Annotated in this window: 17 protein-coding genes; 5 read left to right on the forward strand and 12 right to left on the reverse strand. The window is 48.2% G+C overall.

Translation table 11 applies throughout. The features are described 5' to 3' along the window. Positions 1-81 precede the first annotated feature (81 nt). The 3 genes from amt (H6629_06130) to H6629_06140 all read right to left on the reverse strand — a co-directional run bounded on the left by amt (H6629_06130) (position 82) and on the right by H6629_06140 (position 5142). Complete coding sequence (amt, locus tag H6629_06130) at positions 82-1311, reverse strand: ammonium transporter (protein ID MCB9067369.1); 1230 nt, start codon at positions 1309-1311, stop codon at positions 82-84. A gap of 547 nt (positions 1312-1858) precedes the next feature. Next, positions 1859-3274 (reverse strand): sigma-54-dependent Fis family transcriptional regulator, encoded by a 1416-nt coding sequence (locus tag H6629_06135; GenBank protein ID MCB9067370.1) that lies wholly within the window; start codon positions 3272-3274, stop codon positions 1859-1861. A 170-nt stretch (positions 3275-3444) separates the two neighbouring features. Beyond that, a complete protein-coding gene (locus H6629_06140) occupies positions 3445-5142 on the reverse strand; it encodes a GAF domain-containing protein (protein ID MCB9067371.1) in 1698 nt (565 codons plus the stop codon). A gap of 296 nt (positions 5143-5438) precedes the next feature. On the opposite strand from H6629_06140, the gene H6629_06145 reads away from it, so the two are divergent. From H6629_06145 to H6629_06155, 3 genes are all read left to right on the forward strand, one after another. Further along, positions 5439-6503 (forward strand): hydroxymethylglutaryl-CoA synthase, encoded by a 1065-nt coding sequence (locus tag H6629_06145; GenBank protein ID MCB9067372.1) that lies wholly within the window; start codon positions 5439-5441, stop codon positions 6501-6503. A 109-nt stretch (positions 6504-6612) separates the two neighbouring features. Then, positions 6613-7755, forward strand: coding sequence for a thiolase domain-containing protein (locus H6629_06150; GenBank protein ID MCB9067373.1), 1143 nt, complete (start codon positions 6613-6615; stop codon positions 7753-7755). A gap of 18 nt (positions 7756-7773) precedes the next feature. After that, the gene (locus H6629_06155; GenBank protein ID MCB9067374.1) at positions 7774-8172 is read left to right on the forward strand and encodes a Zn-ribbon domain-containing OB-fold protein; all 399 of its coding nucleotides are present in this window, start codon (positions 7774-7776) and stop codon (positions 8170-8172) included. A gap of 29 nt (positions 8173-8201) precedes the next feature. On the opposite strand, the gene H6629_06160 is transcribed toward H6629_06155, so the two are convergent. The 9 genes from H6629_06160 to H6629_06200 all read right to left on the reverse strand — a co-directional run bounded on the left by H6629_06160 (position 8202) and on the right by H6629_06200 (position 24255). Then, positions 8202-10919, reverse strand: a complete 2718-nt coding sequence (locus H6629_06160; protein ID MCB9067375.1) for a response regulator — start codon at positions 10917-10919, stop codon at positions 8202-8204. A 10-nt stretch (positions 10920-10929) separates the two neighbouring features. Beyond that, complete coding sequence (locus tag H6629_06165) at positions 10930-12153, reverse strand: extracellular solute-binding protein (protein MCB9067376.1); 1224 nt, start codon at positions 12151-12153, stop codon at positions 10930-10932. Between the two features lie 20 nt (positions 12154-12173). Then, positions 12174-13466, reverse strand: a complete 1293-nt coding sequence (locus H6629_06170; GenBank protein ID MCB9067377.1) for a response regulator — start codon at positions 13464-13466, stop codon at positions 12174-12176. Positions 13467-13490: 24 nt separating this feature from the next. Continuing rightward, positions 13491-16076 carry an ammonium transporter gene (gene amt, locus H6629_06175; GenBank protein ID MCB9067378.1) on the reverse strand — a complete coding sequence of 862 codons (2586 nt, stop codon included), beginning with the start codon at positions 16074-16076 and terminating at the stop codon, positions 13491-13493. Positions 16077-16078: 2 nt separating this feature from the next. Then, positions 16079-18382: a response regulator gene (locus H6629_06180; protein ID MCB9067379.1), complete on the reverse strand. Its 2304-nt coding sequence runs from the start codon at positions 18380-18382 to the stop codon at positions 16079-16081. A gap of 382 nt (positions 18383-18764) precedes the next feature. Continuing rightward, positions 18765-21026 carry a response regulator gene (locus H6629_06185; GenBank protein MCB9067380.1) on the reverse strand — a complete coding sequence of 754 codons (2262 nt, stop codon included), beginning with the start codon at positions 21024-21026 and terminating at the stop codon, positions 18765-18767. A 41-nt stretch (positions 21027-21067) separates the two neighbouring features. After that, positions 21068-21979, reverse strand: coding sequence for an HDOD domain-containing protein (locus tag H6629_06190; protein ID MCB9067381.1), 912 nt, complete (start codon positions 21977-21979; stop codon positions 21068-21070). Between the two features lie 199 nt (positions 21980-22178). After that, positions 22179-22820 carry an outer membrane beta-barrel protein gene (locus H6629_06195; protein ID MCB9067382.1) on the reverse strand — a complete coding sequence of 214 codons (642 nt, stop codon included), beginning with the start codon at positions 22818-22820 and terminating at the stop codon, positions 22179-22181. A 46-nt stretch (positions 22821-22866) separates the two neighbouring features. Continuing rightward, positions 22867-24255, reverse strand: coding sequence for a sigma-54-dependent Fis family transcriptional regulator (locus H6629_06200; GenBank protein ID MCB9067383.1), 1389 nt, complete (start codon positions 24253-24255; stop codon positions 22867-22869). A gap of 302 nt (positions 24256-24557) precedes the next feature. On the opposite strand from H6629_06200, the gene H6629_06205 reads away from it, so the two are divergent. Then, positions 24558-24875: a cupin domain-containing protein gene (locus tag H6629_06205; protein MCB9067384.1), complete on the forward strand. Its 318-nt coding sequence runs from the start codon at positions 24558-24560 to the stop codon at positions 24873-24875. A 16-nt stretch (positions 24876-24891) separates the two neighbouring features. After that, positions 24892-25524: a DNA-3-methyladenine glycosylase 2 family protein gene (locus H6629_06210; protein MCB9067385.1), complete on the forward strand. Its 633-nt coding sequence runs from the start codon at positions 24892-24894 to the stop codon at positions 25522-25524. Positions 25525-25526: the final 2 nt, after the last annotated feature.

Raw genomic sequence — 25526 nt, forward strand, 5'->3', positions numbered from 1 at the left:
TCTTTCGTTTTTTCCTCAATTAGGGTGATTCAGCAACACTTTGCGAATTATTTCCGTCACAACATCTCACGTTCAACAATATTATTGGTTGGAGAAAATCTGGAAACCGCTGTATGCTTCCATGCCGTGTTCGCCGATATCCAGCCCCTGCAATTCTTCGTCTTCCGAAACACGGATACCGATGGTCACTTTCAGCACATAAAAAATGATGAATGCGCTCGTAAAGCAGAACACGCCAACCGAAGCAACGCCGATCAATTGCGCCAAAAGGGTGTGTTCGGGATTGGTGCTGAAAATTCCAACAGCCAACGTTCCCCAAACACCGCAAACCAGGTGAACGGAGATCGCGCCAACCGGATCGTCGATGCGAATTTTATCGAAGAAAATAACCGCCAGTACAACCAACGTTCCGGCAATCAGCCCGATGATAATGGACGACATCACCGTTACCGAATCCGCACCGGCCGTAATTCCGACCAAACCGGCGAGGCAGCCGTTGAGCACCATCGATAAATCGGGCTTTTTCTGAACTGTCCACGATGTCATCATCGCACCCATAATACCGGCTGCAGCAGCCAAAGTTGTTGTCACAAATACAAACGAAACCGGACCGGGATCGGCAGAAAGCACCGAGCCGCCGTTAAAACCAAACCAGCCGAGCCACAGCAAAAATACACCGATTGTTGCCATCGGTAAATTGTGTCCCATAATGGGTTTAACCGTTCCGTTCACATATTTTCCGATCCGTGGCCCGAGCAACAAAACGCCCGCCAACGCGCCCCATCCGCCAACAGAATGGACAATGGTTGAACCTGCGAAATCGTAAAAGTTCAGGTCATCCAGCCATCCGGCACCCCATTTCCAGGAGCCGACGATCGGGTAAATGATCGCAACATAAATTGCGGTAAATATCAAAAAACTATGGAGCTTAACACGCTCCGCAACAGCACCGGAAACGATGGTTGCGGCGGTTGCGGCAAACATTCCCTGAAACATAAAATCTGTCCAGTAGGTGTAGCCGGCGTTATATGCACTGGTTATTCCGGCGTCGTCTGTTGCCAGACCAAATCCGGCAAATCCCAGAACTTTCCCGAAGAAAAATTCGCCGGGATACATCAGGTTGAAACCGTCCAGCGCATAAGTCAAAATCCCGATCGCAACGATCGCGGTATTTTTGAACAAAATATTCACTGTGTTTTTGGGGCGGGTGAGCCCGGCTTCTAACGTTGCAAAACCCAGATGCATGATAAAAACCAAAAACGTAGCCACCAACATCCACGTATTGTTTACCGTAAACATTTCCGCCGAGATGGGATCATCCGCGAACAGTGTTCCACCCATCGGAATCAGCAGCAGCAATATGAGCATTAACAATTTTTTCATTCCGAATATCTCCTCAATAATTTCAGTTTTGACGGTTGATAAATGTTTTTATTCATGCATAAATTTTTCCAACGCCCCTCATTGAACAATTGACGTGCCAGATTTTCCGGATTTCGGGTGAATTGCGGAAAAGCGGCAGACGATTTCAGCAAACCGAACATTTATAATTAATGATGGAATGGTTGTTTAAACGGCAGGAAAAAAAATTGATAAGCTGAATATAAATAAATATTTAATCGCGATATCTGAACGTATTCGGTTATCGTAAATACAAATCGCAGGTCACCAGAAGCACATTTACGCAAGTTATTGTAATGGATGGCTTTTCAGAAAAACCGGATTTTTTTTGAAAAAAAATTTGCGGCAGGCATATTTGAAGGCAAAAACGGACTGATATTCGGACGCGTTGCTAATAACCGATCGCCAAATTTGGGCAATTATAAATCAGGGCAGAAACAACAGGTTTTGAAATTAATCATCCCACTGATTGCGCCCCAAACCGTACTGCTCGCTCGATACGGTTTCGCAGCGTGTTCCGGTGGATGCCCAATATTCGTGCAGCCTGAACCTGGTTACCGCGCGTTTTTTTGAGCACTTTTTCGATGAGCAATTGCTCCATTACCGGCCACAGTTGAGCATCGCTGCGATTGGCGATCACTTCGTCCAGCAGTTTTTCCAATACTTCCCACACATCCTGCTTTTCGACGGTGGTTTCGAACTCCGTTTCCAATTCCAGATCTTCCGGCGAAATGGTAAATCCTTTGGACAACACAACCGCCCGGCGGATGCAGTTTTCCAACTGCCGGACGTTGCCCGGCCACGGGTATTCCACCAGTTCTTTCAACGCTTTTTTGTCGATGCCGCGAATATTTTTGTTAGCCTCTTTGCTGTATTTTTTGATGAAATATTGCACCAGATCGCTCACATCTTCCCGGCGTTCCCGCAGCGGCGGGATGGCAATGGTGATCACGTTCAACCGGTAATACAAATCTTCGCGAAATTTGCCCTGTTTAATTGCATCTTCCAAAATACGGTTGGTTGCAACGATCAACCGAACATCCGAGCGCACAATTTCGTTACCGCCGACGCGGGTGAAATCGCCATACTGAATCACGCGGAGCACCTTTGCCTGGGTCATCAACGACATTTCACCGATTTCATCCAGAAACAGCGTGCCGCCTTTCACCTGCTCAAATTTGCCGATTTTCCGTTCGTTCGCCCCGGTGAACGCGCCTTTTTCGTAACCGAACAATTCGGATTCCAGCAGCGATTCCGGCAGCGCCGCGCAGTTCACTTCCAGAAACGGTTTTTCGGAACGGCGGCTGTGGTGATAAATGGCGCGCGCAACCAATTCTTTTCCGGTGCCGCTTTCGCCACGGATGAGCACGGTTACATTTTGCTCTGCCACCTGTCCGATCAATTTGTAGACATCCTGCATCGCTTCGGACGAACCAACGATCATATCGCCATCGCCATCACCGCCGGCAACGTCGCTGGGAATTTGCACCACGCGGCGCATGCGCAGGCTGGTTTCCACCGCTTTTTCGATCACCTGACGCATTTTTTTCACGTCGAACGGTTTGAGCAGGTATTCGAACGCGCCGAATTTCATTGCCGTAATTGCAGTATTTACAGTGCCAAAGGCGGTCATCATAATGACGGGAACCTTGCCATCCACAGCCCGCATTTTTTGCAGCGCTTCCAGCCCGTCCATGCCGGGCATGCGCACGTCCATCACCACTACGTCCGGCTGTTCCGTACGCAATTTGCTGATGCCCTCTTCCGCGGAATGCGCGGAAACAATGCGGATATCATCCGGCAAAATCTTCTCGAATGAGTAGTGGATGTTCGGTTCGTCATCGACGATCAAAAGGGTTGCTGCTTTTTGCACTGTTTTCTCCGAAATTGTTAAACAAACATGGAGCCCTCTGCATTCGCAGGGATGATTAAAAATCTTGTCCTGTCATTCCTGCAAATGCAGGAATCTCCTGATCAAACATGATGCGTTTTCAAAATCGCATATATTACGGCAAAAAATGAATCCCGTCAATCCCGCCAAAATCACACCGGCAGGCGAATGGTGAATTCCGTACCGTAGCCAACCTCGCTGATCAGCCGGATTTCCCCACCGTGCGAATCGATGATGCGTTTCACGATGGAAAGCCCCAGCCCCAGCCCCTTCGGTTTGGTGGTGGTGAAGGGCGTAAACAGGTTGCGGCGCACCGATTGCGGCAGCCCCGGACCGTTATCGCAAATGACAATTTCAACAAAATTATTGACCAGTTGCGTTTGAATATGAATTTTACCGCCGTTGATCATCGCTTCGCTGGCGTTGAGCAACAAATTGAGGAAAACCTGCTGCACCTGCACCGGATCGGCGAGAATTTTTGGCAATCCTTCCGCCAGATCTGCGGTGACGGAAATCTGTTTTTTCTCGAAATCCCGCTCCAATAAAATCAATGCGTTACGCAAAATTTTTCGCACGCGACAGCGTTCGCGGGCATTCTCTTTCGATCGCGTAAAATCCAATAAATTGGTGATGATTTTGTTCATCCGGTGCAACTCTTCGCTGATGACTTCGCGGTCGCGGTCGTTCAGGTTTTCGCCGGATTCGAACAGCATTTTGATGATCGTGAGCGGGTTGCGGATTTCGTGCGCGATGCTCACCGCCAGCTCACCAACGGAGGTCAATCGCTCCGTGTGGCGCGCCTGTTCTTCCAGCGTGAACATCGTTTCGTACAATTGCGCGTTGTCGATGGCGATGGCGCTCAAATCTGCAAATGTTTTCATCAGCATCGTTTGATCATCCGTGAAGCGGTGGCGTTGGGATTTGTATGTATTGAGCACGCCAATCACCCGGTCGCGCCCGATCAACGGCACGGAAAGCAGCGATTTAAGGTGCTCATTTTGGGCGATATTCGCAAATCCCTGCCCGGCGTGGCTGCCGATATCCTCAATTTTCAGGGTGCCGCGGGTATAAATCACCTGCTCGAACGGACTTTCTGCCAACAGCATCGGCGGGCGGGCGGCGTATTCTGCGCTACCGCCGTGATGCGCTTTCAGCACCAGTTCTTCGCCATCTTCGGAAATGAGCATGATGGAACAGAGTGCCGCATCCATCAGTATTGCAGCACGTTGCACCACTTGCCGCAAAATTTCCTCGCTGTCCAGTGTACTCAAAATGGCTTTGTTAATATTGATTAACGATGACAGCTCGTCCACTTTACGCTGCGCTTTGGTGTGAACCCGCCCGTTTTCGATCACCTGCACGGATTGTTTGGAGAGCAGCGTCAGCAAATCGAGATCTTCATCGGTAAATGCGTTGGGGCGGGTGCTGTCCACATTCAGCACGCCGATGGTTTTGCCTTTCAGCTTCATCGGCACCGCAAGTTCACAGCGAATTGCATCCAGAATAGTGACGTAACGATCATCGCGGCTGACATCCGGCACCAAAATCGGCTCGCCGTGTTCGGCGACCCAGCCGGTTATTCCCTCGCCCACCGCCAGTTTCATGTTGGAAATGGATTTCATAAATCCGCGCGAAACCTCGATATTCAGTAGCTTGTTCTCCCAATCGATCAAAATGAGCGAGCCATACGTTGCGCCGGTAATTTTTACAGCCGCATCGATGATCAGGTTAAGCGCCGTTTGCGGCTCCAAAGTAGAGGTGATGGAATGGAACAATTCATAGAGCATCCGGTATCGCTGCATGGTGCGATCAACACCGGATGGGTTTTGCTCGATTGGATTTTTTAACATCGCGGCGTCCTGCATTTTCTGAAATATGGTTTCAAACCGGAAAAATTTGCGAAAGAGCAGAACAAACTGCAAAATTCACACCAGTTTTTTCGCATCATTAATTTTACAGATGTTGCATTGATACGCAAATTCCCCGTTGATGTCAACCAAATTTGGCGAATCGCATCAATCGATACCGCACAACAGTGATTTCGGGATTATGAGAAAGATTTCATTAAAAAACACTTTCTTTTGATTTTTCCATTTAAAATTGCCATATTCCTCCCTACTTTGCGAGACAAAGGAGAATCGTCAAGTTGAAAAAAGTTATGAAACCATCCCGTCAGGTTGGGATTGTCGGATACGGCGCTTACGTGCCGCAATACCGGCTGGCGGCATCAGAAATATCGGAATTGTGGCGCGGCGGACAGGATGCTGATGTGCTTCCCGTAAAACAAAAAAGCGTTCCGGGACCGGATGAAGACACCGCAACAATGGCCATCGAAGCCGGACGGAACGCGCTGGATCGCGCGCAGATCGATCCGCAACTGATTCGCGCGGTGTGGGTCGGTTCGGAATCGCACCCGTACGCGGTGAAACCGACGGGCACAATTGTATCGCAGGCGTTGGGCATCGCGCCGTACAACACCGCCGGCGATTTCGAATTTGCCTGCAAAGCGGGCACCGAAGCCATGCAGGCCGCCATCGGTTTGGTGGGCAGCGAAATGGCGGATTACGCGCTGGCGATTGCGATGGATACCGCACAGGGTCGTCCGGGCGATGCGCTGGAATACACCGCAGCCGCCGGCGGCGCTGCATTTTTGATGGGCGACGGAAAAGAATCACTGGCCGTTCTGGAAGGTTCGTTCAGCTATGCAACCGACACACCGGATTTTTTCCGGCGATCGTATCAAAAATATCCCGAACACGGGAACCGGTTTACCGGTGAGCCGGCGTATTTTCACCACATCACCAGCGCTGCAACCATGCTGATGCTCGATCTGAACCTGAAACCGGAAGATTTTGCCGCAGCGGTGTTTCATCAGCCGAACGCAAAATTTCCGCAGCGTGCCGCAAAAATTCTGGGCTTCAGCAAAGAGCAAATTCGTGACGGACTGTTGTCGCCGCAAATCGGGAATACTTATGCGGGTGCATCGCCGCTCGGGTTTGCCGCCGCGCTGGACAACGCCAATCCCGGCGACCGCATTTTGCTGGTCAGTTTCGGCTCCGGCGCCGGCAGTGATGCATTCAGCTTTGTGGTCACCGAAAATATCACCGACGCCAAAACGCGCGCACCGCTAACAGAGGCATATCTGCAACGAAAAAGCGCCGTGAATTACGCCACGTACACCCGTTGGCGCAATAAAATCCGCAAACATTAGTGCCGGTTGACAATCCTGCTCCGATGGAGCACCTTCGGTGTGCAGACTTAAATTTCCCGCGGAATGGCACTTTTTAACAGCGAAAAACAGTAGTCGAGATTCATAAAATATGCGAAAAGTTTATATCAAAGGAATCGGTCAAACGCCCGTCCGGGAACATTGGGACGCCGGATTGCGCGATTTGGCTGCACAGGCTGTTTTAGCCGCAATGGACGACGCCGGTCGCAGCGATGTGGACGCGCTTTACGCAGGCAACATGCTCAGCGGACCGCTTTCCGGGCAGGAGCACCTCGGCGTTTTGATTGCCGAGCACGCCGGTTTGCCGGGCATCGAAGCGGTCAAAGTGGAGGCTGCCTGTGGTTCAGCTGCGGCAGCATTTCGGCAGGGCGTTTTGGCGGTTGCCAGCGGAATGGTTGAATCCGTCGTGTGTGTCGGCGTGGAAAAACTCACGGAAATGAGCGGTTACGCGACCACGCAAGGTTTGGCCAGCGCCGCAGACGCCGATTACGAAACTGCGATGGGAATGAATTTTGTGGCCATCAACGCGCTGCTGATGCAACGATACATGTATGAATTCGGTTACCGCAAACAGGATTTTGCGGCGTTCGGCATATCCGCGCACGAAAACGCCACCCACAATCCCAACGCGATGTTTCGCTCACCGATTACCGCAGCGCAATACGAACGCGCCAAAATGATTGTCGATCCGATCAACCTGCTCGATTCCAGTCCGATCGCCGACGGCGCAGCCGCTGTTGTGCTCACCGCCGATCCGGACAACGCCATCGAAATTGCGGCCTGCGAAATTGGCACGGACAGCATCGCAATTGACAACCGGGAAAACCCGCTCTGGCTGCAGGGCGTGGAACGCAGCGTGGTGAAGGCGATTCGCAGTGCCGGCGTTTCGCAGCGCGATATCGATTTGTTCGAACTGCACGACGCGTTCAGCATCATGGCGGCGCTTTCGCTGGAAGCCAGTGGCTTTGCAGAGCGCGGACAGGCTGTAAAACTGGCGAATGACGGCGCATTCCGGCGCAATAGCAATTTGCCCACCTGCACGATGGGCGGGTTGAAAGGTCGCGGTCATCCGGTTGGGGCAACCGGTTTGTATCAAATTGTGGAAGCGGCAATGCAGCTTCGCCGGCAGGCGCCGGATGCGTTGCAAATTCCCGATGCCCGCATCGCTATGGCGCAAAATATCGGCGGCAGCGGCGCTACGGTTATCACTACTATTTTGAAAAATTTAGCCTGATTTTATAGAGGATTTTTGATGGACATTCCACGCGCATGGCGATTGCAACAGCAGCGCTACCGGCTTACCGGCAGCAAATGCAGCAACTGCGGCGATCTCAATTTTCCGCCAAAACCGGTCTGCCCGAAGTGCCGCAGCCGGGCAGCAGAAGCCTTTCGCTTTTCCGGTAAAGGGACAATTTACAGCTTCGCAACGGTGTATCAATCTACCGAAGCGTTTGCGCCATATGTGCCGTATGTTGTGGCATTGATTGATTTGGCAGAGGGACCGCGCATCACCGCGCAGCTAACGGATATCGAGCCGGGACAGGTGCAAATCGGGATGCCAGTGGAAATGGTGATCCGCAAAATCAGCGAGGAAGGCGAGCGCGGCGTGATCGTTTACGGCTACAAATTCCGTCCACCGCTCCGCCAATAGCGGCGCAAAAGGTTTCGATTGTCGGTTGATTAATTTGATTCGCTGATCAGCAGTTCAATTTGCTGAATCAATTGCGGGTATTCCGGCAGCGATTCGTAAAGTTTATCGATCTGAAAATTGCTGGCATAATTCTGAACTGCATTTCCCCACTGCACCAATCCGGTCAATCCGCACTGTGTTCCAATTTCCTGCACCTTAATGGCAAACCTTTCAATTTCCCCGGTAATCATCGTTTCGGAAACGTCTTCCCAACTGCTCATCAGGTTGCGTTTCAACACGTCCAGCATATTATTCAACTGCTGAAAATTAACGGTTTCAATTGATTCTGATACATTTTCGGGCGGCGCAGCAACGCTATCATCGCAGTGTTCCGGGATATCGGAAGTTGCAGATTTCAGAAATTTTTTGAGCATGTAGCGCAGTTCGCGATTGCTGACGGGTTTAGCCAAAAAGCCATCGCAGCCAGCGATCATCGCATCGTCGCGATCTTTTCTCATCGCATTTGCGGTGAGGGCAATTATCGGCGTGTTCGCAAAATCCGGGTTGGCTTTAATGCGCCGGGTGGCTTCGTAACCGTTCATTTTGGGCATTCGCATATCCATCAACACCAGCGACGGGTGATACTGCTCAACCATTTTCACTCCGTCGATGCCGTTTTCCGCCTCCAGAATTGTCAGCTCTGTCGATGCCAGAAAATCCTTTATCAGCCTGCGATTCAACAGGTTATCTTCCACAAGCAACAGTGTTTGTTCGTAAAACCGCAGCGACATCAATTCCGCATCTTCCTGATTGCGCAGCGGGTTTATCTGCTCCATTATGGCAATGTGCACTTCCGGCAAAATAACCCGGAAAGTGGTGCCTTTGCCAACTTCGCTGATAACTTCGATGTTGCCATTCATCATTTCCACCAGCCGTTTGGTGATTGCCAAACCCAAACCGGTGCCGCCGTATTTGCGGTTATCCTGCCCGCTTTGCTGAACGAACGCCTCAAAAATACGCTGCTGTTCAGATTCCGGAATACCGATGCCGGTATCCGAAATTGTAAATTCGACGCGAACAACGCTGATATCTTCCCGGGTTTCCCGAAAATCGATCCGGAAATTAACCTCGCCTTCTTCGGTAAATTTGATGGCGTTTCCGAACAAGTTGATCAGCACCTGGCGCAGCCGGACATCGTCGACCAATAAAATATTCGGGAAATTTTTGGGGACGAATGTTTCGAAACCCAACCCTTTTTCGCTTGCCTTAAGTTTATAAATATCAGCGACTTCCCCGATCAAGCCAACCAAGTCGACGGGGCGTTGCTGTAATTCCATCCTGCCGGCTTCTATTTTGGAAAGATCCAGAATATCGTTAATCAACGCCAGCAGTCCCTGCCCGCTGGATGAAATGGCATGCAAATACTCTACCTCCAGATTGCCGGTGATGCGCTGTCCCAACAATTCGGCAAATCCTAAAATTGCGTTCATCGGTGTGCGGAGTTCGTGGCTCATATTCGTCAGGAAACGGCTTTTGGCACGATTGGCAGATTCTGCAACTTCCTTCGCTTCCCGCAAATTTTCTTCACTTTGACGCAATTCCGCGGTGGTGTGATGCAGTGTCCGAACGGTTCCGTTCAGCTCCACAATTTTTGCTTCCAGCATTTCTTTGGACAAATTGAGGTCTGCCGTGCGGCTTTCAACCATTTGCTGCAACTCTTCGTTCGATTGCTGCAGTTCTTCCACCATCGTGTTTATTTCGCGGGAAAGCAGCCCCAATTCATCCTGCCGGTTTAGCACAAACGGATGCCAGATTCGTGAAGTGGTAAACTGGTGCACCCGCTGCGAAAGCGTAACCACCGGAAAAACCAGAAAACTATACGCGGCAAACAGCACCAAACCAAAGATGATGCTCACAAATCCGGTTTGCCACAACCGCTGCCACAATAATTCCTGATTGCGAATGGTGTAAATATTTTTCGGGCGCAACAGGGAGAGGTAGCCAACCATATTTCCCTGATAATCTGTTAACGAACGGGATTTGCAAAACCAGCTTTCGCCACCCAGTTCCAATTCCGTTACCGGATCTACCCCAGTTAAAACGGAATACGGAGAGGTTATCGTCGCCAAATCTTTGACTGTGCTGGAATCAAATAATGTGCTGGTGATAACTTTTCCATCAAACGAGATAATCAGCTCATTTTTTGTGCCTGTTTTCAATTGCTCGGCAAATGCGACATCTATTTTTTGAGCAATTTCGATGTGTTGGTTATGCACATATTTATAACCGCTGATGAACGGGCGAATAATGCGGATGTAGCCGTTTTTTCCGTCAAAATTATAATCTGTCAATGTTTTTTCGTGTACCAGCCGCCGGTTTAGCGAATCGCGATCAGTGGCGATCCACTTACGCGACATCCCGATGGAGCGCAGTGCACGCCCGTCATCGGTGAGGATTGCCAGATTTCCCACACCCATCCGCTTTTCGAATTCATTTAAAAAATTGATGGTCGAGATATAGTTTTTTGACTCTACAAGGTCTTGTAAATACTCAAGTTGGCTCAGCAGATAAGATGTTTCATACATGCGATTTACGTTTTGATTGAAAGCACGCAGGCTGTACTCCAGCGCATAATCCAATTCCTCAGCTGCTGTCAGTTCAATTTTTTCTGACTCTGAAAGATAGGATTGCAGCGCCATCAAACTCAGCAGCACACAAACGAAAATCGAGCTGATGACGGCCACACGTATTTTCAGGGATATTTTCATATAATTTTTTTCATCTCAATTGATCAATTTTAGCCGACAGCAATTCCGCGCCTTCTTCGGGTTGCATGCTGTGGTTGAACACCTGCGGCAACACATCCGCAAGCGTTTGCCAGATTTGCGCCATCGCCGGGTGGTTTGGCATCGGCACAGCGTTTTGTGCCTGCACTAAAAATCCCGAAATAAACTTGAACCCTTTTTCGGAGGAAATTTGGGTGATATCCGCCCGGGTCGGCAGGGAGTAAATTGCATCGAACGCCTGCAACTGGGCTTCTTTTCTGGAGAGGAAACGGATAAAATCTGTTGCAGCTTCCGGATGACGGGATGTGTTCGACAGCATCAGCATTTTCATGCCGATATACGGGCAGGGTTGCCGCCCGTCCGCTAACGCCGGAAATGCCTGAACGAAAAACGGCACCTCTTCGTTAATAACCCTGTCCAGATCCCATGGGCCGGAAATCATTGCGGCTGCCAACCCGTCTGCAAACAGCACCAACCCGGTTTCGTTGCTGATGGCGCGTGATGTCACTTTTTTCTGATCGAGCAAAACCAGCAGAAAACGGCAGGCATCGGCAAATGCTTTTTTATCGATAACCGGGTCTAAATTCGCATCAAAAAACCGTCCGCCAAATCCCTGATACCACGGAATAAAACGATATGGCTCGGCAATGTTGGTTGCCAGCGCCAGCAAATCCTCTTTCGAAAGCCGTTTGGCAAGCGCGAACAGATCATTCATATCTTTTAACGGTTCCGGCTGCAACTCGGCGTTTACATAAACGCCCAACAATTCGTAAGATGTGGGGATGCCGTAAAGTTTGCCGTTATATCTGGCGCTTTTCAAAAAAACCTGGTGAAAATCAGACAAAAAATCTGGCGATATTTTGGTATCCAACGGCTGAATCATATTGTTATCTGCAAACAGGGAAATGCCATCGCTAACACCGCGAATAATATCCGGCAGTTCGTTTTCCAATGTACTTTGGTAGCGATCCAGAAAAAAAGTCTGGAAATCTTTGAATACTTCCAGTTGAATATTCACACCCGGATGTTGCTGTTCGTATGTTTTTATCTGGTTGTGGATAAACAATACTTCTGCATTATCTGCAAAATCGACCCAAAAGCGCAGCACTATGTTTTCCTGCTGGGCGTGTATTTTCGAAAAAACGGTGAGTATCAGTAAAAACATCAGCGCTTTTCTACCGGTATTACAGGCAAATGTGAATTGCGAAAGTTTCATTTCAGTCCTGTTGTCTATGCTCAAATAAGCGCAATTTGCGAATTATCGGCTTCAACTTCGTGTTTTTCCGGTCTGTTTTTTGGCAGTACCACTCGAAAAGCCGCACCCATTCCCGGCTTGCTTTCCAGATCGATACGCCCGTTATATGCCCGGATCATTTCGGAACACATGTGCAGCCCCAAACCTGTTCCTTTGGGACCTTTGGAATCGGAATCCGCTTTGGGTTTGGTTGTAAAAAACGGGTCGAAAATTTTCGCCTGAACTTCCTCCGGAATGCCCGGACCATTATCTTGCACCATAAACCACACTTCTTCGGCATTGTTACCGGTGCGGATGGTGATGGTTGCATCCGGTTGTTCAAACATGGCATCAATGGCATTGCGAATCAGGTTTTGCAATACTTGTGAAATTTCTGAGGACACCACTTCAACCATCAGTTCGCCTTCACAGAACTCCAAAACCCGTTTGGTGTGATTGCGAAAATGCTGATCCGCCAATAAAAAGTCTATTTCGCGTTGGAGTAATTGATTCAGGTCGACCAATTCAATGTTATCACTTTTGTCCGCACGGCTTTTTGCCATCAGCGAATTAATCATTTGTATCAATTTGCCGGTGCCGGTTTCTGCCATTTCCGTATAATGCCAAATGGATGCAAAAGATTTTTGGGCTTTTTTCCACTCATCATTTTCAGGATCGGGAATCTGCAATTTATTGACACGATTGCGTTCCATTTCAATTAATTGAATTGAACCGGAAATAGCGTTCAGCGGGTTGCGCAGGTTGTGAACTATCCCCTGAATCAACATGCTGAAAGCAGCATGGCGCTCCGCACGAATGAGTGCTTCGGTGCGTTCATCCACAATGCGTTCCAACTGCTGATTGTATTGGTGAATGGTATCCAGCGCATTTTTGAGCTGCAAATGGGTGCGCACCCGGGCAATAACTTCTGCTGTTTCAAACGGTTTGGTCACGTAATCCGATCCGCCGACTTCGAAGCCGCGAATTTTGTCTTCCACTTCGTGTTTCGCGGTTAAAAAAATGACCGGTATTTCCCGCGATGCCGGGTTATCCTTGATGCGCTGGCACACCTCAAACCCATCGATTTCCGGCATCATTACGTCCAGCAAAACCAGATCGGGCAGTTTTTTTTCGATGATTGTCAAAGCCTGTTTGCCATTTGTGGCAACGGCAATGTTATACCCGTGGTTGGACAAAATATTCCCCAGCAACTGAATATTTTTGGGAATATCATCCACAATCAAAATCAGTGAATTCTTTTTCCGCTCCGGCTGGCTAAGGTTGTTGCTTTGCATCTTTCCTCCTTGATAGATACACCATCATCCTTGATTGTTATCCTTCTTTAATGATTCGGCAAACATTTTGAGTATTACAGGATATTTTTCTAACTTTTTATTAAGTTCGTCAATCCGGAACGATTCGGCAAATTGCTCCACCTGCATTCCCCAATTGAACAACAGTGGCACGCTGTATTGCTCGCCATACGATTTCACTTCCGCGCCAAATCGCTGAATATCCATAGTTATGCAGGTATCGCTGACTTCTTTCCAATCTTCCATCATTCGCGATTGCATAATTTCCAACAATTTATTCAGCTCAGAAAATTCCTTTTCCGACCGTGTTTCGGCTAAGCTTTCCGGCAATTGATGCGGCGGATTTTCGGCTGTTTGCAAATCCGGAACCAGATCCAGATCAGGTATTTCATCCGGCAGTGCAACCGGTTGGGCGCTACTTTCTTCGACAGAAACATCCGGCAAAACCAGCCGGAATGTGCTGCCAAACCCGGGTTCGCTTTCCACCGAAATGCTCCCGTTCATTAATCCGGCAAATTTTTGGGCAAGCGCCAATCCCAAACCGGTGCCTTCGAACTCGCGGTTGGCGTCGCCGTTTTCCTGAACAAATGCGCCAAAAATGGCGTCCAGTTTTTCGCGGTGAATTCCGATGCCGGTATCGCTGATTTCGAATGTGAGGCGAAAGTGTTTATCCGGCTGTAACGCAATTTGCAACGCAACCCGGACACTTCCCGATGGTGTAAATTTGATGGCGTTGCCAATAAGATTCATCACAATCTGACGCAGCCGTGTTTCATCCAGCCAAAAAACGGGCATCGGATTTTCCGGTAAAATAATTTCAAAAAACAATCCTTTTTCTGTTGCCTGTGCGCGATAAAAATGGTCAAACTGATCCATAAATGATTTTAGATTTACCGGTTTCAGCTTTAATTCCATCGCACCGGATTCCATTTGGGAGAGATCGAGGATATCGTTTATCAGCGTTAACAGCCCTTTGCCGCTATCCTGAATTTCGCGGATATATTCCTGCTGGATGTGTTCCCGGGTAACGCCTTTGAGTAACTCGGAAAATCCCAGAATTGCATTCATTGGAGTGCGGAGTTCGTGCCCGACATTGGAGAGAAATTTGCTTTTTAGCTGATTGGCGCTTTCGGCATCCTCGCGCAAATTTTCGGATTCATCCAGCGCGATCTTCAACTCTTCAGATAGCATTTCCGCATTAAATTTTGAGCGGTTCAATTCTTTTTCAGCTTGTTCGCGTTCGCTGATTTCTTCGACAACCCGATCCAAAACCTGGTTGTAATGAATGGCAATTTGCCCGGCTTCTGTATATGGATCGATGGATGCGCGACTGCGGAAATCGCCGCTGGTGCGGTGTTCATTCATTTGCCGGAGCAAACCCATTGCCTCCGTACTCGCGCGGTGTTCGGAAAAATTGAGCCCGGTTATTTCCGCTTCGCGGGAAACGCGCATCGGTTTGATGCGGTTAGCCGTTCGCAGCAAAAAATAACCGGTACCAAATGACCAAATAAACGCGACAACTGCACCGGTCAGTTGAACGCCCAATTGTTCCGTCCGGGTCAAGCCGGTTCCCAGCTGTACAAGATCGCCAAAAATGGCGACGCACAGCGTTCCCCAAACACCACCAACACCGTGCACCGTAATGACGCTGAATACGTCGTCAATTTTCATTTTTTGAAGCAATTCGCTAAACACAAAACTGATAGCGCCGCTGATTAATCCAATAATTACAGCATCTTCCGCAGAAATGACATTGCAACTGGCGGTGATGCCAACCAAACCGGTAAGTGCACCGTTCATCAGTTCTTCAACCCGAGCGTAGCCCAATCGCATCCATGAAATTGCGAGTGCTGAAAGCCCGCCAAATGCACCGGAAAGCAAGGTAACCAACAAAATATTTGGCACGCTGGCGTTCATTTCTAACGTGCTGCCACCGTTAAAACCAAACCAGCCGATCCACAAAATCAGCACGCCGAGGGTTGCCATCGGCAAATCGTGACCGGAGATAGTGCATTTTTTTTCGCCAAAACAACCGATTCGCGGACCGAGCACCATCACCGCAGCCAGCGCAAACCAACCGCCAACAGAATGCACGACGGTGGAACCGGCAAAATCGCGGAATCCCAATTGCGCCAGCCAGCCGCCCGTTTCACCGGTTAGGGCACCGTTCCACACCCAATGCCCCATAAACGGATAAATGATGCCACAAATAATAATGGTCATCCAAATATAAAAAGAAAAGCGTAACCGCTCCGCAACTGCTCCGCCAACCAGCGTTGCAGCCGTTCCGCAAAACGCCATCTGGAAAAAGAAAAATGCAGTCGTTTTAGGATTTTCTGGTGTGCCAAACCAAAAATTGTCCATGCCAAACAATCCCAGATAGCTGGTACCAAACATAATTCCGTAGCCAAACAACCAGAAAACAGCAGCGGCGATACAAAAATCCACAAAATTTTTAATGGCAACGTTAATGCTATTCTTGGACCGAACAAAGCCGCTTTCCACACAGCAAAATCCGGCCTGCATGGTTATCACCAAAACGGCGCAGATGAGTATCCAAAATGTGTTCAGCATGTCCGCGTTGATCGTCATTGTTACCGACTTTCTTTGGGTCGTATCGGGACAAGATTTGGGTTATTCATCCCCGAAAGCTGGGTTTCTATTTTCCGAACCACTTCCGGGTAAGCTTTCAGCGTTGCGTTAAGTTCTTCAATTTGAAAACTGGCGGCGTATTTTTCAATTTTCTCGCCGTATTGCTGCAGCGATCCCACCAAATGGCGATTTCCCAACTGTTTGATATTTTGCCCAAACCGCTCGATATCCGATGTGATCATCGTTCCGCTGATTTCCTGCCAGTTTTCCATCATTTTTTGCAGGCGTTCCACCAATTGATAGGCAAGATCCAACGCTGCCTTATCCAATTTTTGATCAAAAGGCGAATGCTCTGTTTCGCTTTGCGGCGCAGAAGCGTTTTGCGGCTCCCGGTGAACCATCGTGTTTGGCAAATGATTTTTCAAAACGGTAAACAAATCTTTTCGCGATAGTGGTTTGCTCAAATACGTTTCAACACCGCATTCCAGCGCCTCGCGACGATCCTCCGACAACGCATTCGCCGATACCGCAATTACCGGGATATTGCAAAACAACGGATTCCGTTTGATTCGTTTGGTTGCTTCGGCGCCGTCCATTGTGGGCATTTTCATATCCATCAAAATTAAATCCGGGCGAACAACCTTCAGTTTGTTGAGGGCATCCACGCCATTTTTGGCTTCGATAAGATTCAGGTGGGTTCCGCCAATATATTCATGAATTAATGTGCGGTTGGCTTCGTCATCCTCAACCAACAAAATGGTGGAGCGGTGAAAACGAATGTCATCGGGTTCCCAATTTTGGGCATCAGCCGCGCCGGATTCACTCATTACGGATTTAGAAACGGGCACATCATTCAGCACAACACTAAAAGTTGTGCCTTCGCCGACGATGCTGCAAACGTTAATTTTTCCATTCATCAATTCAATTAATTTTTGCGAAATTGCCAATCCTAATCCGGTGCCGCCGTATTTGTGGTTGTCCTGCCCGTCTTGCTGAACAAATGCCCGGAAAATCTGCTCGGTCTGATCTTCCGGAATCCCGATGCCGGAATCCTGCACTGTCACCGTCAAACAAACAGAATCTGCTTCCGTTGCCGAAAATTCGCATTTCGCAGCCAGTTTGACAAAACCGTGATGGGTAAATTTGATCGCATTTCCAACCAGATTGATAAGCACCTGACGGAAACGCGTTTCGTCCAGCATAAAACGGGCGGGCAATTGCGGATCGGTTTCCAGAATAAATTGCAGCCCTTTTTGCGATGCAGGAAAACTGTGGATATCGGCAATTTCTTTTAACAGTGATTTTACATCTACCGGCTCATTTTTAAGGCACATGTGCTGCGCTTCTATTTTGGATAAATCCAGCACATCGTTGATCAAGTTCAACAAATTTTTGCCACTGACAGCAATATTGTTCAAATACCGTTGTTGATCGCTGTCTGTCACCATGTTTTTCAGCAACCCGGCAAAACCCAAAATAACGTTTAACGGGGTGCGCAGTTCGTGGCTGGTATTGGCTAAAAATTCACTTTTTGCCTGATTTGCGGCGTTCAACTCGGCGGTTTTTTCCGCCACTTTTTTGTTCAGGCTGTGCTGAAATTCCGCCAATTGCTGATCGCGTTGCTGAATTTCATCGAGCATCGCGTTAAATCCGTCGGTCAGATCGCCCAACTCATCGTGACTGGTTCGTTTCGCACGGATGCTAAAATCGCCGCTAAGCTTAACTTTTTCAATTACTTTTAGCAACTGCACCAGCGATGTAAAAACGACGGCTTCCAGTTTTGACGAGAATAAAAACGCCAGCAAAATTCCGGATGCTAAAATGAGTATCGCAGCAATTGCGAACCATGACAGCCGTTGATACAGCTGTGAGTGATCGAAAACCAGGCTCAATTTCCCAATAAATTTGCCGTTGGCAAATACTGGTTGTGTCACTCGCAGATCACTAAAAAAGATGCCGGCATCGCTATCGTAAGTCACAAGTTCATCATCGAAACCGGATTTTCCAACGACGCAAAAAACTGTGCCATCCGACGAAAAAAGCAACGCAACAGCCAGTTCTTTTTCTGCCTCCAGCGATTGCAACACCCGTTTTGCCGCCGCCCGATCAGCCGATAACATCGGTTTTGCAACAGCGTTGGCTATAAATTCAGCTTGTTTTTGAGCGTGGGGTAACGCGGTTTCTCTGTATGAATATATTTCGAGCAGGAAGAATGACACAGCATTAAAAACCAACACTGCCGCACTAACCATCACTGAAATGGATATTGTTTTGTATCGAATGGATGTTGGTTTCCACTTTTGCATCGAAAATACCTATTAACATTGAAACAACACAAAAGGGAGTACACGGAGAGTCGTTAAATGAAGTTTTTTCAATATTTTGGCGAAACAATCCCTGATCGCCGCTCCGTCTTCCCTGACCTTGCAATTACACATCTTCGGTTAAAATAGCGGCAACTTCAACATTTTGTTGATACAAATTTTTGAGAATCGCCTATTTATCTCGCAATGGCGAAACATAGAAAATCATGATGCTGTTATTGGTACAGCCGTTCGGTTGGCAAGTTTCGGTGGGATCAGCCATCAAAAAAATATCGAAATATGATTTTTTGCCAAATGACAGTAAAACTGAATTTACCGCACAGAACAAATTTTGGCAAACTAACGGCATATTTCTCGGCGGAAATTAATGCACCAGCGTGCTCTTCACCTGCTTCAAAATATCTTCGATCTGGAAAGGTTTGCTGAGATAGCCCAACGCACCGTTGCGCATAATTTCCTGTAATTCCTCACGCTTCGCAAATCCGCTGATAATAATCACTTTTTGATCATTTTTGCGTTTTTTGATCTCCAGAAACGCTTCTTTTCCACCCATTACCGGCATGCGCATATCCAGAATTACCAGATCAATTTCGTCCGCTTTCTGATCAAAAACCTCGACACCCTCTTTGCCGTTTTCGGCGGTGAGTACTTTAAAGCCGTGTGCCTCTAAAATTTCCTGCAATACGCTGCGAATGTTGTATTCGTCATCCACAACAAGAATGCAAGGTGCGGCTTTGCCGTTTTGCATCGGCGCGGCGCTGATTTTTTTCCCGGCGCTTTTGGCAGGTGCCTCAACCAGTGGCAAGTAAATCAAAAACGTCGTCGATTGTCCCGGAACACTGGTCACAAAAATCTCGCCCTTCAGCTCTTTAACGATATTATAGGCAACAAAAAGACCCATTCCGGCCGTACCGTCGTTTTTGATTTTGGTGGAAAAAAACGGTTTGAAAATATGCGGCAGCAACTCCGGCTTGATGCCGTTGCCATTATCGGTGAAGCGCATTTCCACAAAACTGCCGGGATTTAACGGATACATTTCCGGGCGAAGCAACCCGGTTTTGTCCACGGTTACTACTCGTGTGGTCAATTGAATTTGCGGGTTTTCCCGTTCGTTCAGCGCTTCCAAACTGTTTTGGGTGAAAATTTTGATCAGCCGGGCAAGTCGCCGGGTGTATAATTGCATCGCCGGCACGTCGTCAGAAAGTTCCATTTTGAACACAACGTGATCGCTGAGTTTTTCCTGAAAATGATCGACAACCTGCTTTATCAACTTGTTTAAACTAGACTTACGCGGTGTTTCAATTTCCGGTAAATCGTAATTCAGAAATTTACGGGTGAGCTGTTCGGTTTTGCCCAACGTGTTTTCCATCGCCGAAACATGTTTTTGCAACGTGTGATCCTGCGGCAACTGTTGGCGCATCAGGCTGACGTTTGGTACCATCACCGCCAACAAATTGTTCAGGTGGCGGCTGATCACGGTTGAAAAATCCGCAGCCTGATCCAGCATTTCGTTGCGCGCTTTCACCTGTTCGCGGAAATGTTGGGCGGTAACATCTACCGCAATCACCATTTTCAGCGTAAATTTTTGCTGCAGCGTCATCTGGCTGAAAAAAATATTCCACACATGCATCGCACCGTTTTGGATAAACAGCGGCGTGTGAAACGGCAGCAACTCGCCATCGTGAATGTTGTTAATGGCGTTATCGAACGATTCCTGCTGATCTTCCGGCAAAAAATGGGTGAATTTTTCACCGATCGGCGAGATATGCCCGAATGCCGTGTTTTGCAACGCGGTGTTGTTGGCGTGTAAAATAACGCCGCTTTCATCTAACGAAAAAATGTGCAGCGGTCCGCGATCAAAAAAATCGCCGAATTTGACCGGTTCAAAAACCTTGTGCAATCGCGCCTGCGACAAAAACCGCTGTTTGAGGTGGAAAAAATAATAATGCTGGAAAATCATCAGCGAAAGCAGCCCCAAAATTACGTTGACGGACGATAGCTGCTCGATGGTTATCGCATCTTCCTGCTGGCTGTAAATGACGCCAAATCCATACAAATTGCGCTGAATTCGCAGCGGAATGATGATCGTGGATTTTGCGCCAAACATTTTCCAGGGCAAATTTTGCAGTTCCGGCCGCGATTCTTTTTCGAGGAAAAACGCCCGTTCTTTTTTGCCCAATGCTTTGCGAATGGTGAAAAGCGTTTTTTTACCGGTTAAAAATGATTCGTAAATTTCGCGAGATTTTTCATCACTGGTTAGCAAATCGTCGCTTTTTTCTTCAGCATCAGATTTGATGTAAATAAATGCACCGTCGTAATTTATCTGCGATTTCAGATAGCGAAATGTAGATGCCACCATTTCGTCCGGCGATGCAAACCGGATCACTTCCTGTTGAAATTCGATCAATTCGGAGAGCACGTGAATCTGTTTCAGATACGCCTGAAAATGGTTGTCCAATGTATTCAGCGCCACTTTGACGGATTTTTTCAGCGCCCCCACATCTTCGGATAAATTACCGAGCCGGCTGATAACGGCTGCCGCATTTTCGATGTTTCCGAGCGTGCTCAAAATATTGTCAAAATGTGTATTAATATTCGACTGCATGTGGTCCGTTTGCTGCTTCATAATTTGCTACCCGATGGTTCAATGGTAAACATCTGCTTCTATTATCCGGCGTACGCCGTCATTCCCATTGCCGCCAGTTGGCGATCGTTTTTAAGTGCATGTTTTACACCACCCACCAATTCTTCAAATTCGCGTTCGTTAACAGGAAAAAGCTGGGTGAAATTGGCATCTAACCGGATGATGGCTTCCAAATTTATTGATTCCTGCCGCAGACAATGGGCAAGTAGGTTGCTCATATAAATCACCTGAATCCCGCGATAGACATCTGCTGAGCCGCTAAAATCCGCAGGGTAGTGGTGATACGTAATCATATTAACAAGAATTTGCGGGAATTGCCAACGATCAATTAAAATTCCGCCCACATCACCGTGGTTAAATCCCCATTTTTCTTGCTCTAACAGAAACAAATGTGTGTTGTTTTTTGCTGCGAACCGGGCTAATTCCAGATATTCCTGCCCTATGGCAACCGACAGCGCCACTTTTCCGATATCGTGAATCAGCCCGCCGACAAACAATGTATCTGCGATATTTAACGAAAATTTTCCCGAAAGCGACCGGCAAATAGCGCCAGTTAAAACCGCATGTTCCCACGCTGTTTGGAAATCGATCGCCAACCGTCCCGTAAATTGTTTGTAATAATGACGGAATGCAAAACTGACCGCAATATCGCGGATGAGGTTTAAGCCTAAAATAACAATGGCACGCTGGATATTCGCAATTTCCCGGGGGTAATTAAAATAACTGGAATTGGCAATGCGGAGCACTTCTGTGGTGAGGGTTTGATCGCCGGAAATGGCGGTGGCAATTTGCGACGCATTCGAATGCTCATCCGAACACAGGCGTATCACTTGCAATGCCGCAACTTTCGGCATCGGCAAATGCTCGATCTGCTTTACAATGGATTCCAGATCGTGTTTCACGGCTTCCCAAACCTTCCCAATCCTGTTGTGCAAAAATTCACCTGATATTCAATCCGCAGTTCCGGTTGACGCCGCCAACGCGTAATAATTCGTCAAAAAAACGGATTGAATGATCAGAATTACAAAAGGTAACGGCTGCGAATATTGATTGATTTTTCGCTGCCGTTACCTTTTGAACTATCGAAATTTTATGGACTGACTTTATCAGGAAGTTGGGAAGTTGCATTCGCCATTAAAACGCGCGAACGAACCCGAGGGCAAAAGTTAAACCGCTGTAATCTTCACTAAAACGCAGCGGTGAATCGAAATCGAGCGCCATGTAACGGACATCCGCAGAAATTGCCCATTCATCTGCCCACAAATAATCAACGCCGATTCCGGCGAAACCACCGCCGCCCAAATCCGCATTAATTGATGAAATGGAATCCCAAAACGACTGTTGATTTTCCATTCTCAAGCCGATTGCCGGACCCAATCCTGCAATCACATACGGCGAAATTGAGCTGGCCGGGCGATTGGTCAGGCGCATTTTCATCGAAAACCAAAAGGGCATCAGCAAACTGGTTTGGCTGATACCGGGAAGCCCGGCGCCAAAATAATCGTTTGCCGCATTTACACCGGTCGAGATCGGCAAAATATCCATATTAAACCCATACATGAGCCGGCCGGTGCCTTTCCGGAAATAGGAAATTGTGGAACCAAAATAGCCCGCGCCGGCAACAAATTGCACTTTCCCGTTTTGCTGGTCGAAATCTTGCCAGCTCATTTGGCTCGGTTGATGCACTTTGGTTTTGGCAAATCCGTTTGAGGCTTGCCCATACGCAACAAAACTGAACAGCGCCAAAAAGGCAATCAGTAAATTTAGCCGTTTCATATACACCTCTCGGTTTGATGAATATTTTTTACAAAATAAAGGTAGCTTACAGACTGTATTTATTGACTTTATTGCGCAACGTTCGCAGCGTAAACCCGAGTTTTTGGGCTGCTTTTGTTTTGTTATTTTCGCATTCCACGAGCGCCTGGCGGATAATTTCCCTTTCACAGGCCTCCAGTTTATCGCGATAGGACAGATCGTTGCGATCGTTAATAATTTGCAGCAGCGGCGAATTTATCGCCCGGCGGCCTTTCAGATATGGCGGCAAATCATCCGGTTCGATGCTGCCGCTATCGCACATCACCACCGCATTCTCGATGGCGTTTTCCAGTTCGCGAACGTTGCCCGGCCATTCGTACGCCATCAATATTTTACGCGCATCCGCGGAAATGGATTCTATTTTCCGTTGATCTTTTGCGGCATATTTTTTCAAAAAATGGTCGGTCAGCGGACCTACATCTTCCTGCCGTTCGCGGAGCGGCGGAATCATAATCGGGATCACGTTCAGGCGATAATACAAATCTTCGCGGAACAATCCTTCGCTCATTTTCTTTTCCAGATCGGCGTTTGTCGCGGCAATTAACCGTACATCCACTTCGATATTTTCCACGCCACCAACGCGGTTAAAGCGGCGTTCCTGCAGCACACGCAACAATTTCGCCTGCAGCGATAGCGGCAGTTCACCAATTTCATCGAGAAACAGCGTTCCGCCGTTGGCGATTTCAAATTTGCCCTGTTTCAATTTATATGCGCCGGTAAACGCGCCTTTTTCGTGCCCGAACAGTTCGCTTTCCAGCAAATTTTCGGGAATCGATGCGCAGTTGATTTCCACCATTTGGGCTTCGCTGCGCTTGCTTTGGTAGTGGATTGCCCGGGCAATCAGCTCTTTTCCGGTGCCGCTTTCGCCGCGCAACAGCACCGTTGCGTTGGCGCTGGCCACTTTGGCAACTTTCTGGAAAACCTGCTGCATTCTGCCGCTAACACCAACAATATTTTCGAAACGGTATGTTTTGGTGATTTTGGATTTCAGCTCCTGATTTTCCTGTTGCAGGCGCTGTTCATCCAAAGCCCGCCGCAAAATGATCAGCAATTCATCCAGATTGATCGGCTTGGTGAGATAATCGTAAATGCCCATTTTCATTGCATTTACGGCGTTTTTCACTGTGCCGAAAGCGGTCATCATAATAATTTTGACATCCTGCCGCTGATCCAGCAACATTTTGGAAAGCTCCAGTCCATCCGTATCCGGCAGCAAATAATCCATCAACACCACCTGAAATTCGCCTTTTTTGAACACGCTTTGAGCCATCCGCGCGTTTTTGGATTTGGTGATGTCAAAGCCTTCATCTTCCAGAATTTCCGCCAAACCGTTCAAAGTATTGATGTCGTCTTCTACAACTAAAATTTTTTCTTTAACAGAAATTTTTTGTGTCATTTGTTGTGGGTATCCGTCTGTGAGCGTGTTTGCATCCATTTATACAAAGCCATATTTTTATTCAACTTACAACAATCATTTGGATTGAATCCAATCATCTGAAATGATCCGGTTGCCCGTGGTCATTCGCCGAATGTTTTAATCTACAACGAAAAATAAGCAAAATCAATTCCACTAATGGGGTATTTCCGTAATTTACAAACGGTTGGGCGATCGCCCGGTTGATTATTCACGAAAAAGTTGCTATGTTTAGCTTTTGAAAATCAGCTATCGATGCGAATCAAAACGCAGAAAGGGACAAAATGCCATTTATTCCGTTATCGGATGTTGAACCGCGCGAAATCATCCCCGGATTTCACGGACGGCTGGTGCATGGGGAGCGGATGACGTTTGTGTATTGGAACATCGAAAAGGATGCCGTTTTGCCCGAACATTCGCACGAAAACGAGCAAATGAGCATGTTGGTGGACGGCTCATTCGAGATGACGCTGGACGGCGAAACCCAGACGCTAAAACCCGGAATTGTGGTAACGATTCCATCAAATGTGCGACATTCCGGCAAGGCATTGACGCCCTGCGTAATTGTCGAAATGTTCAGCCCGGTTCGCACATACAGTTAATAAACCTAATAAAATCATGACTATAGAAAAAACATTGAATGAACAAACGCTGGCAATCGCTGCGCTGAAACTTGCGGAAAATGATGCGGATTTCGCAGGCATCATCGAACGGCACGGCACGCCGCCGTTGTGGGCGCGCGAACCGGGATTTGCCACGCTGGTGCACATCATTCTGGAACAGCAGGTCTCGCTGGCATCCGCAAAAGCTGCATTCGACAAATTGTCTGCGACCGCCGCACCGCTGAAGCCGGAAACCGTGCTCCCGCTAGATGACGTAACGATGAAAGCCGTCGGCGTCAGTCGCCAGAAAGCGCGGTATTTACGCCATTTGTCCGAATCGATTTTGAACGGCGAGCTGGATTTGGCAAGGCTGCACCGTGAAAGCGACGCATTTGTGCACACGGAATTGCAGAAAATAAAGGGCATCGGTAACTGGACAACCAGCGTGTATTTGCTGATGGCGCTGCTGCGCCCGGATGCCTGGCCGGTCGGCGATCTGGCGCTGGCAAAAGCGTTGCAGCGACTCAAAAATCTGCCAAAATTACCCGACGCCGCACAGTTGACTGAGTTCGGCGAGCAGTGGCGACCGTTCCGGGCAGTGGCTGCCCGGTTGTTGTGGCATTTTTATCTCAGCGAACCGAAAAATTAACC

It is taken from the genome of Calditrichia bacterium (genome assembly GCA_020634975.1).
Lineage (GTDB): Bacteria > Calditrichota > Calditrichia > RBG-13-44-9 > J075 > JACKAQ01.

Coding starts and splice junctions, on each gene's coding strand:
- H6629_06140 (MCB9067371.1), bottom strand. CDS start 5,142: ATGTTAAAAAATCCAATCGAGCAAAACCCATCCGGTGTTGATCGCACC.
- H6629_06150 (MCB9067373.1), top strand. CDS start 6,613: ATGCGAAAAGTTTATATCAAAGGAATCGGTCAAACGCCCGTCCGGGAA.
- H6629_06155 (MCB9067374.1), top strand. CDS start 7,774: ATGGACATTCCACGCGCATGGCGATTGCAACAGCAGCGCTACCGGCTT.
- H6629_06160 (MCB9067375.1), bottom strand. CDS start 10,919: ATGAAAATATCCCTGAAAATACGTGTGGCCGTCATCAGCTCGATTTTC.
- H6629_06165 (MCB9067376.1), bottom strand. CDS start 12,153: ATGAAACTTTCGCAATTCACATTTGCCTGTAATACCGGTAGAAAAGCG.
- H6629_06170 (MCB9067377.1), bottom strand. CDS start 13,466: ATGCAAAGCAACAACCTTAGCCAGCCGGAGCGGAAAAAGAATTCACTG.
- amt (MCB9067378.1), bottom strand. CDS start 16,076: ATGACGATCAACGCGGACATGCTGAACACATTTTGGATACTCATCTGC.
- H6629_06180 (MCB9067379.1), bottom strand. CDS start 18,382: ATGCAAAAGTGGAAACCAACATCCATTCGATACAAAACAATATCCATT.
- H6629_06185 (MCB9067380.1), bottom strand. CDS start 21,026: ATGAAGCAGCAAACGGACCACATGCAGTCGAATATTAATACACATTTT.
- H6629_06195 (MCB9067382.1), bottom strand. CDS start 22,820: ATGAAACGGCTAAATTTACTGATTGCCTTTTTGGCGCTGTTCAGTTTT.
- H6629_06200 (MCB9067383.1), bottom strand. CDS start 24,255: ATGACACAAAAAATTTCTGTTAAAGAAAAAATTTTAGTTGTAGAAGAC.
- H6629_06205 (MCB9067384.1), top strand. CDS start 24,558: ATGCCATTTATTCCGTTATCGGATGTTGAACCGCGCGAAATCATCCCC.
- H6629_06210 (MCB9067385.1), top strand. CDS start 24,892: ATGACTATAGAAAAAACATTGAATGAACAAACGCTGGCAATCGCTGCG.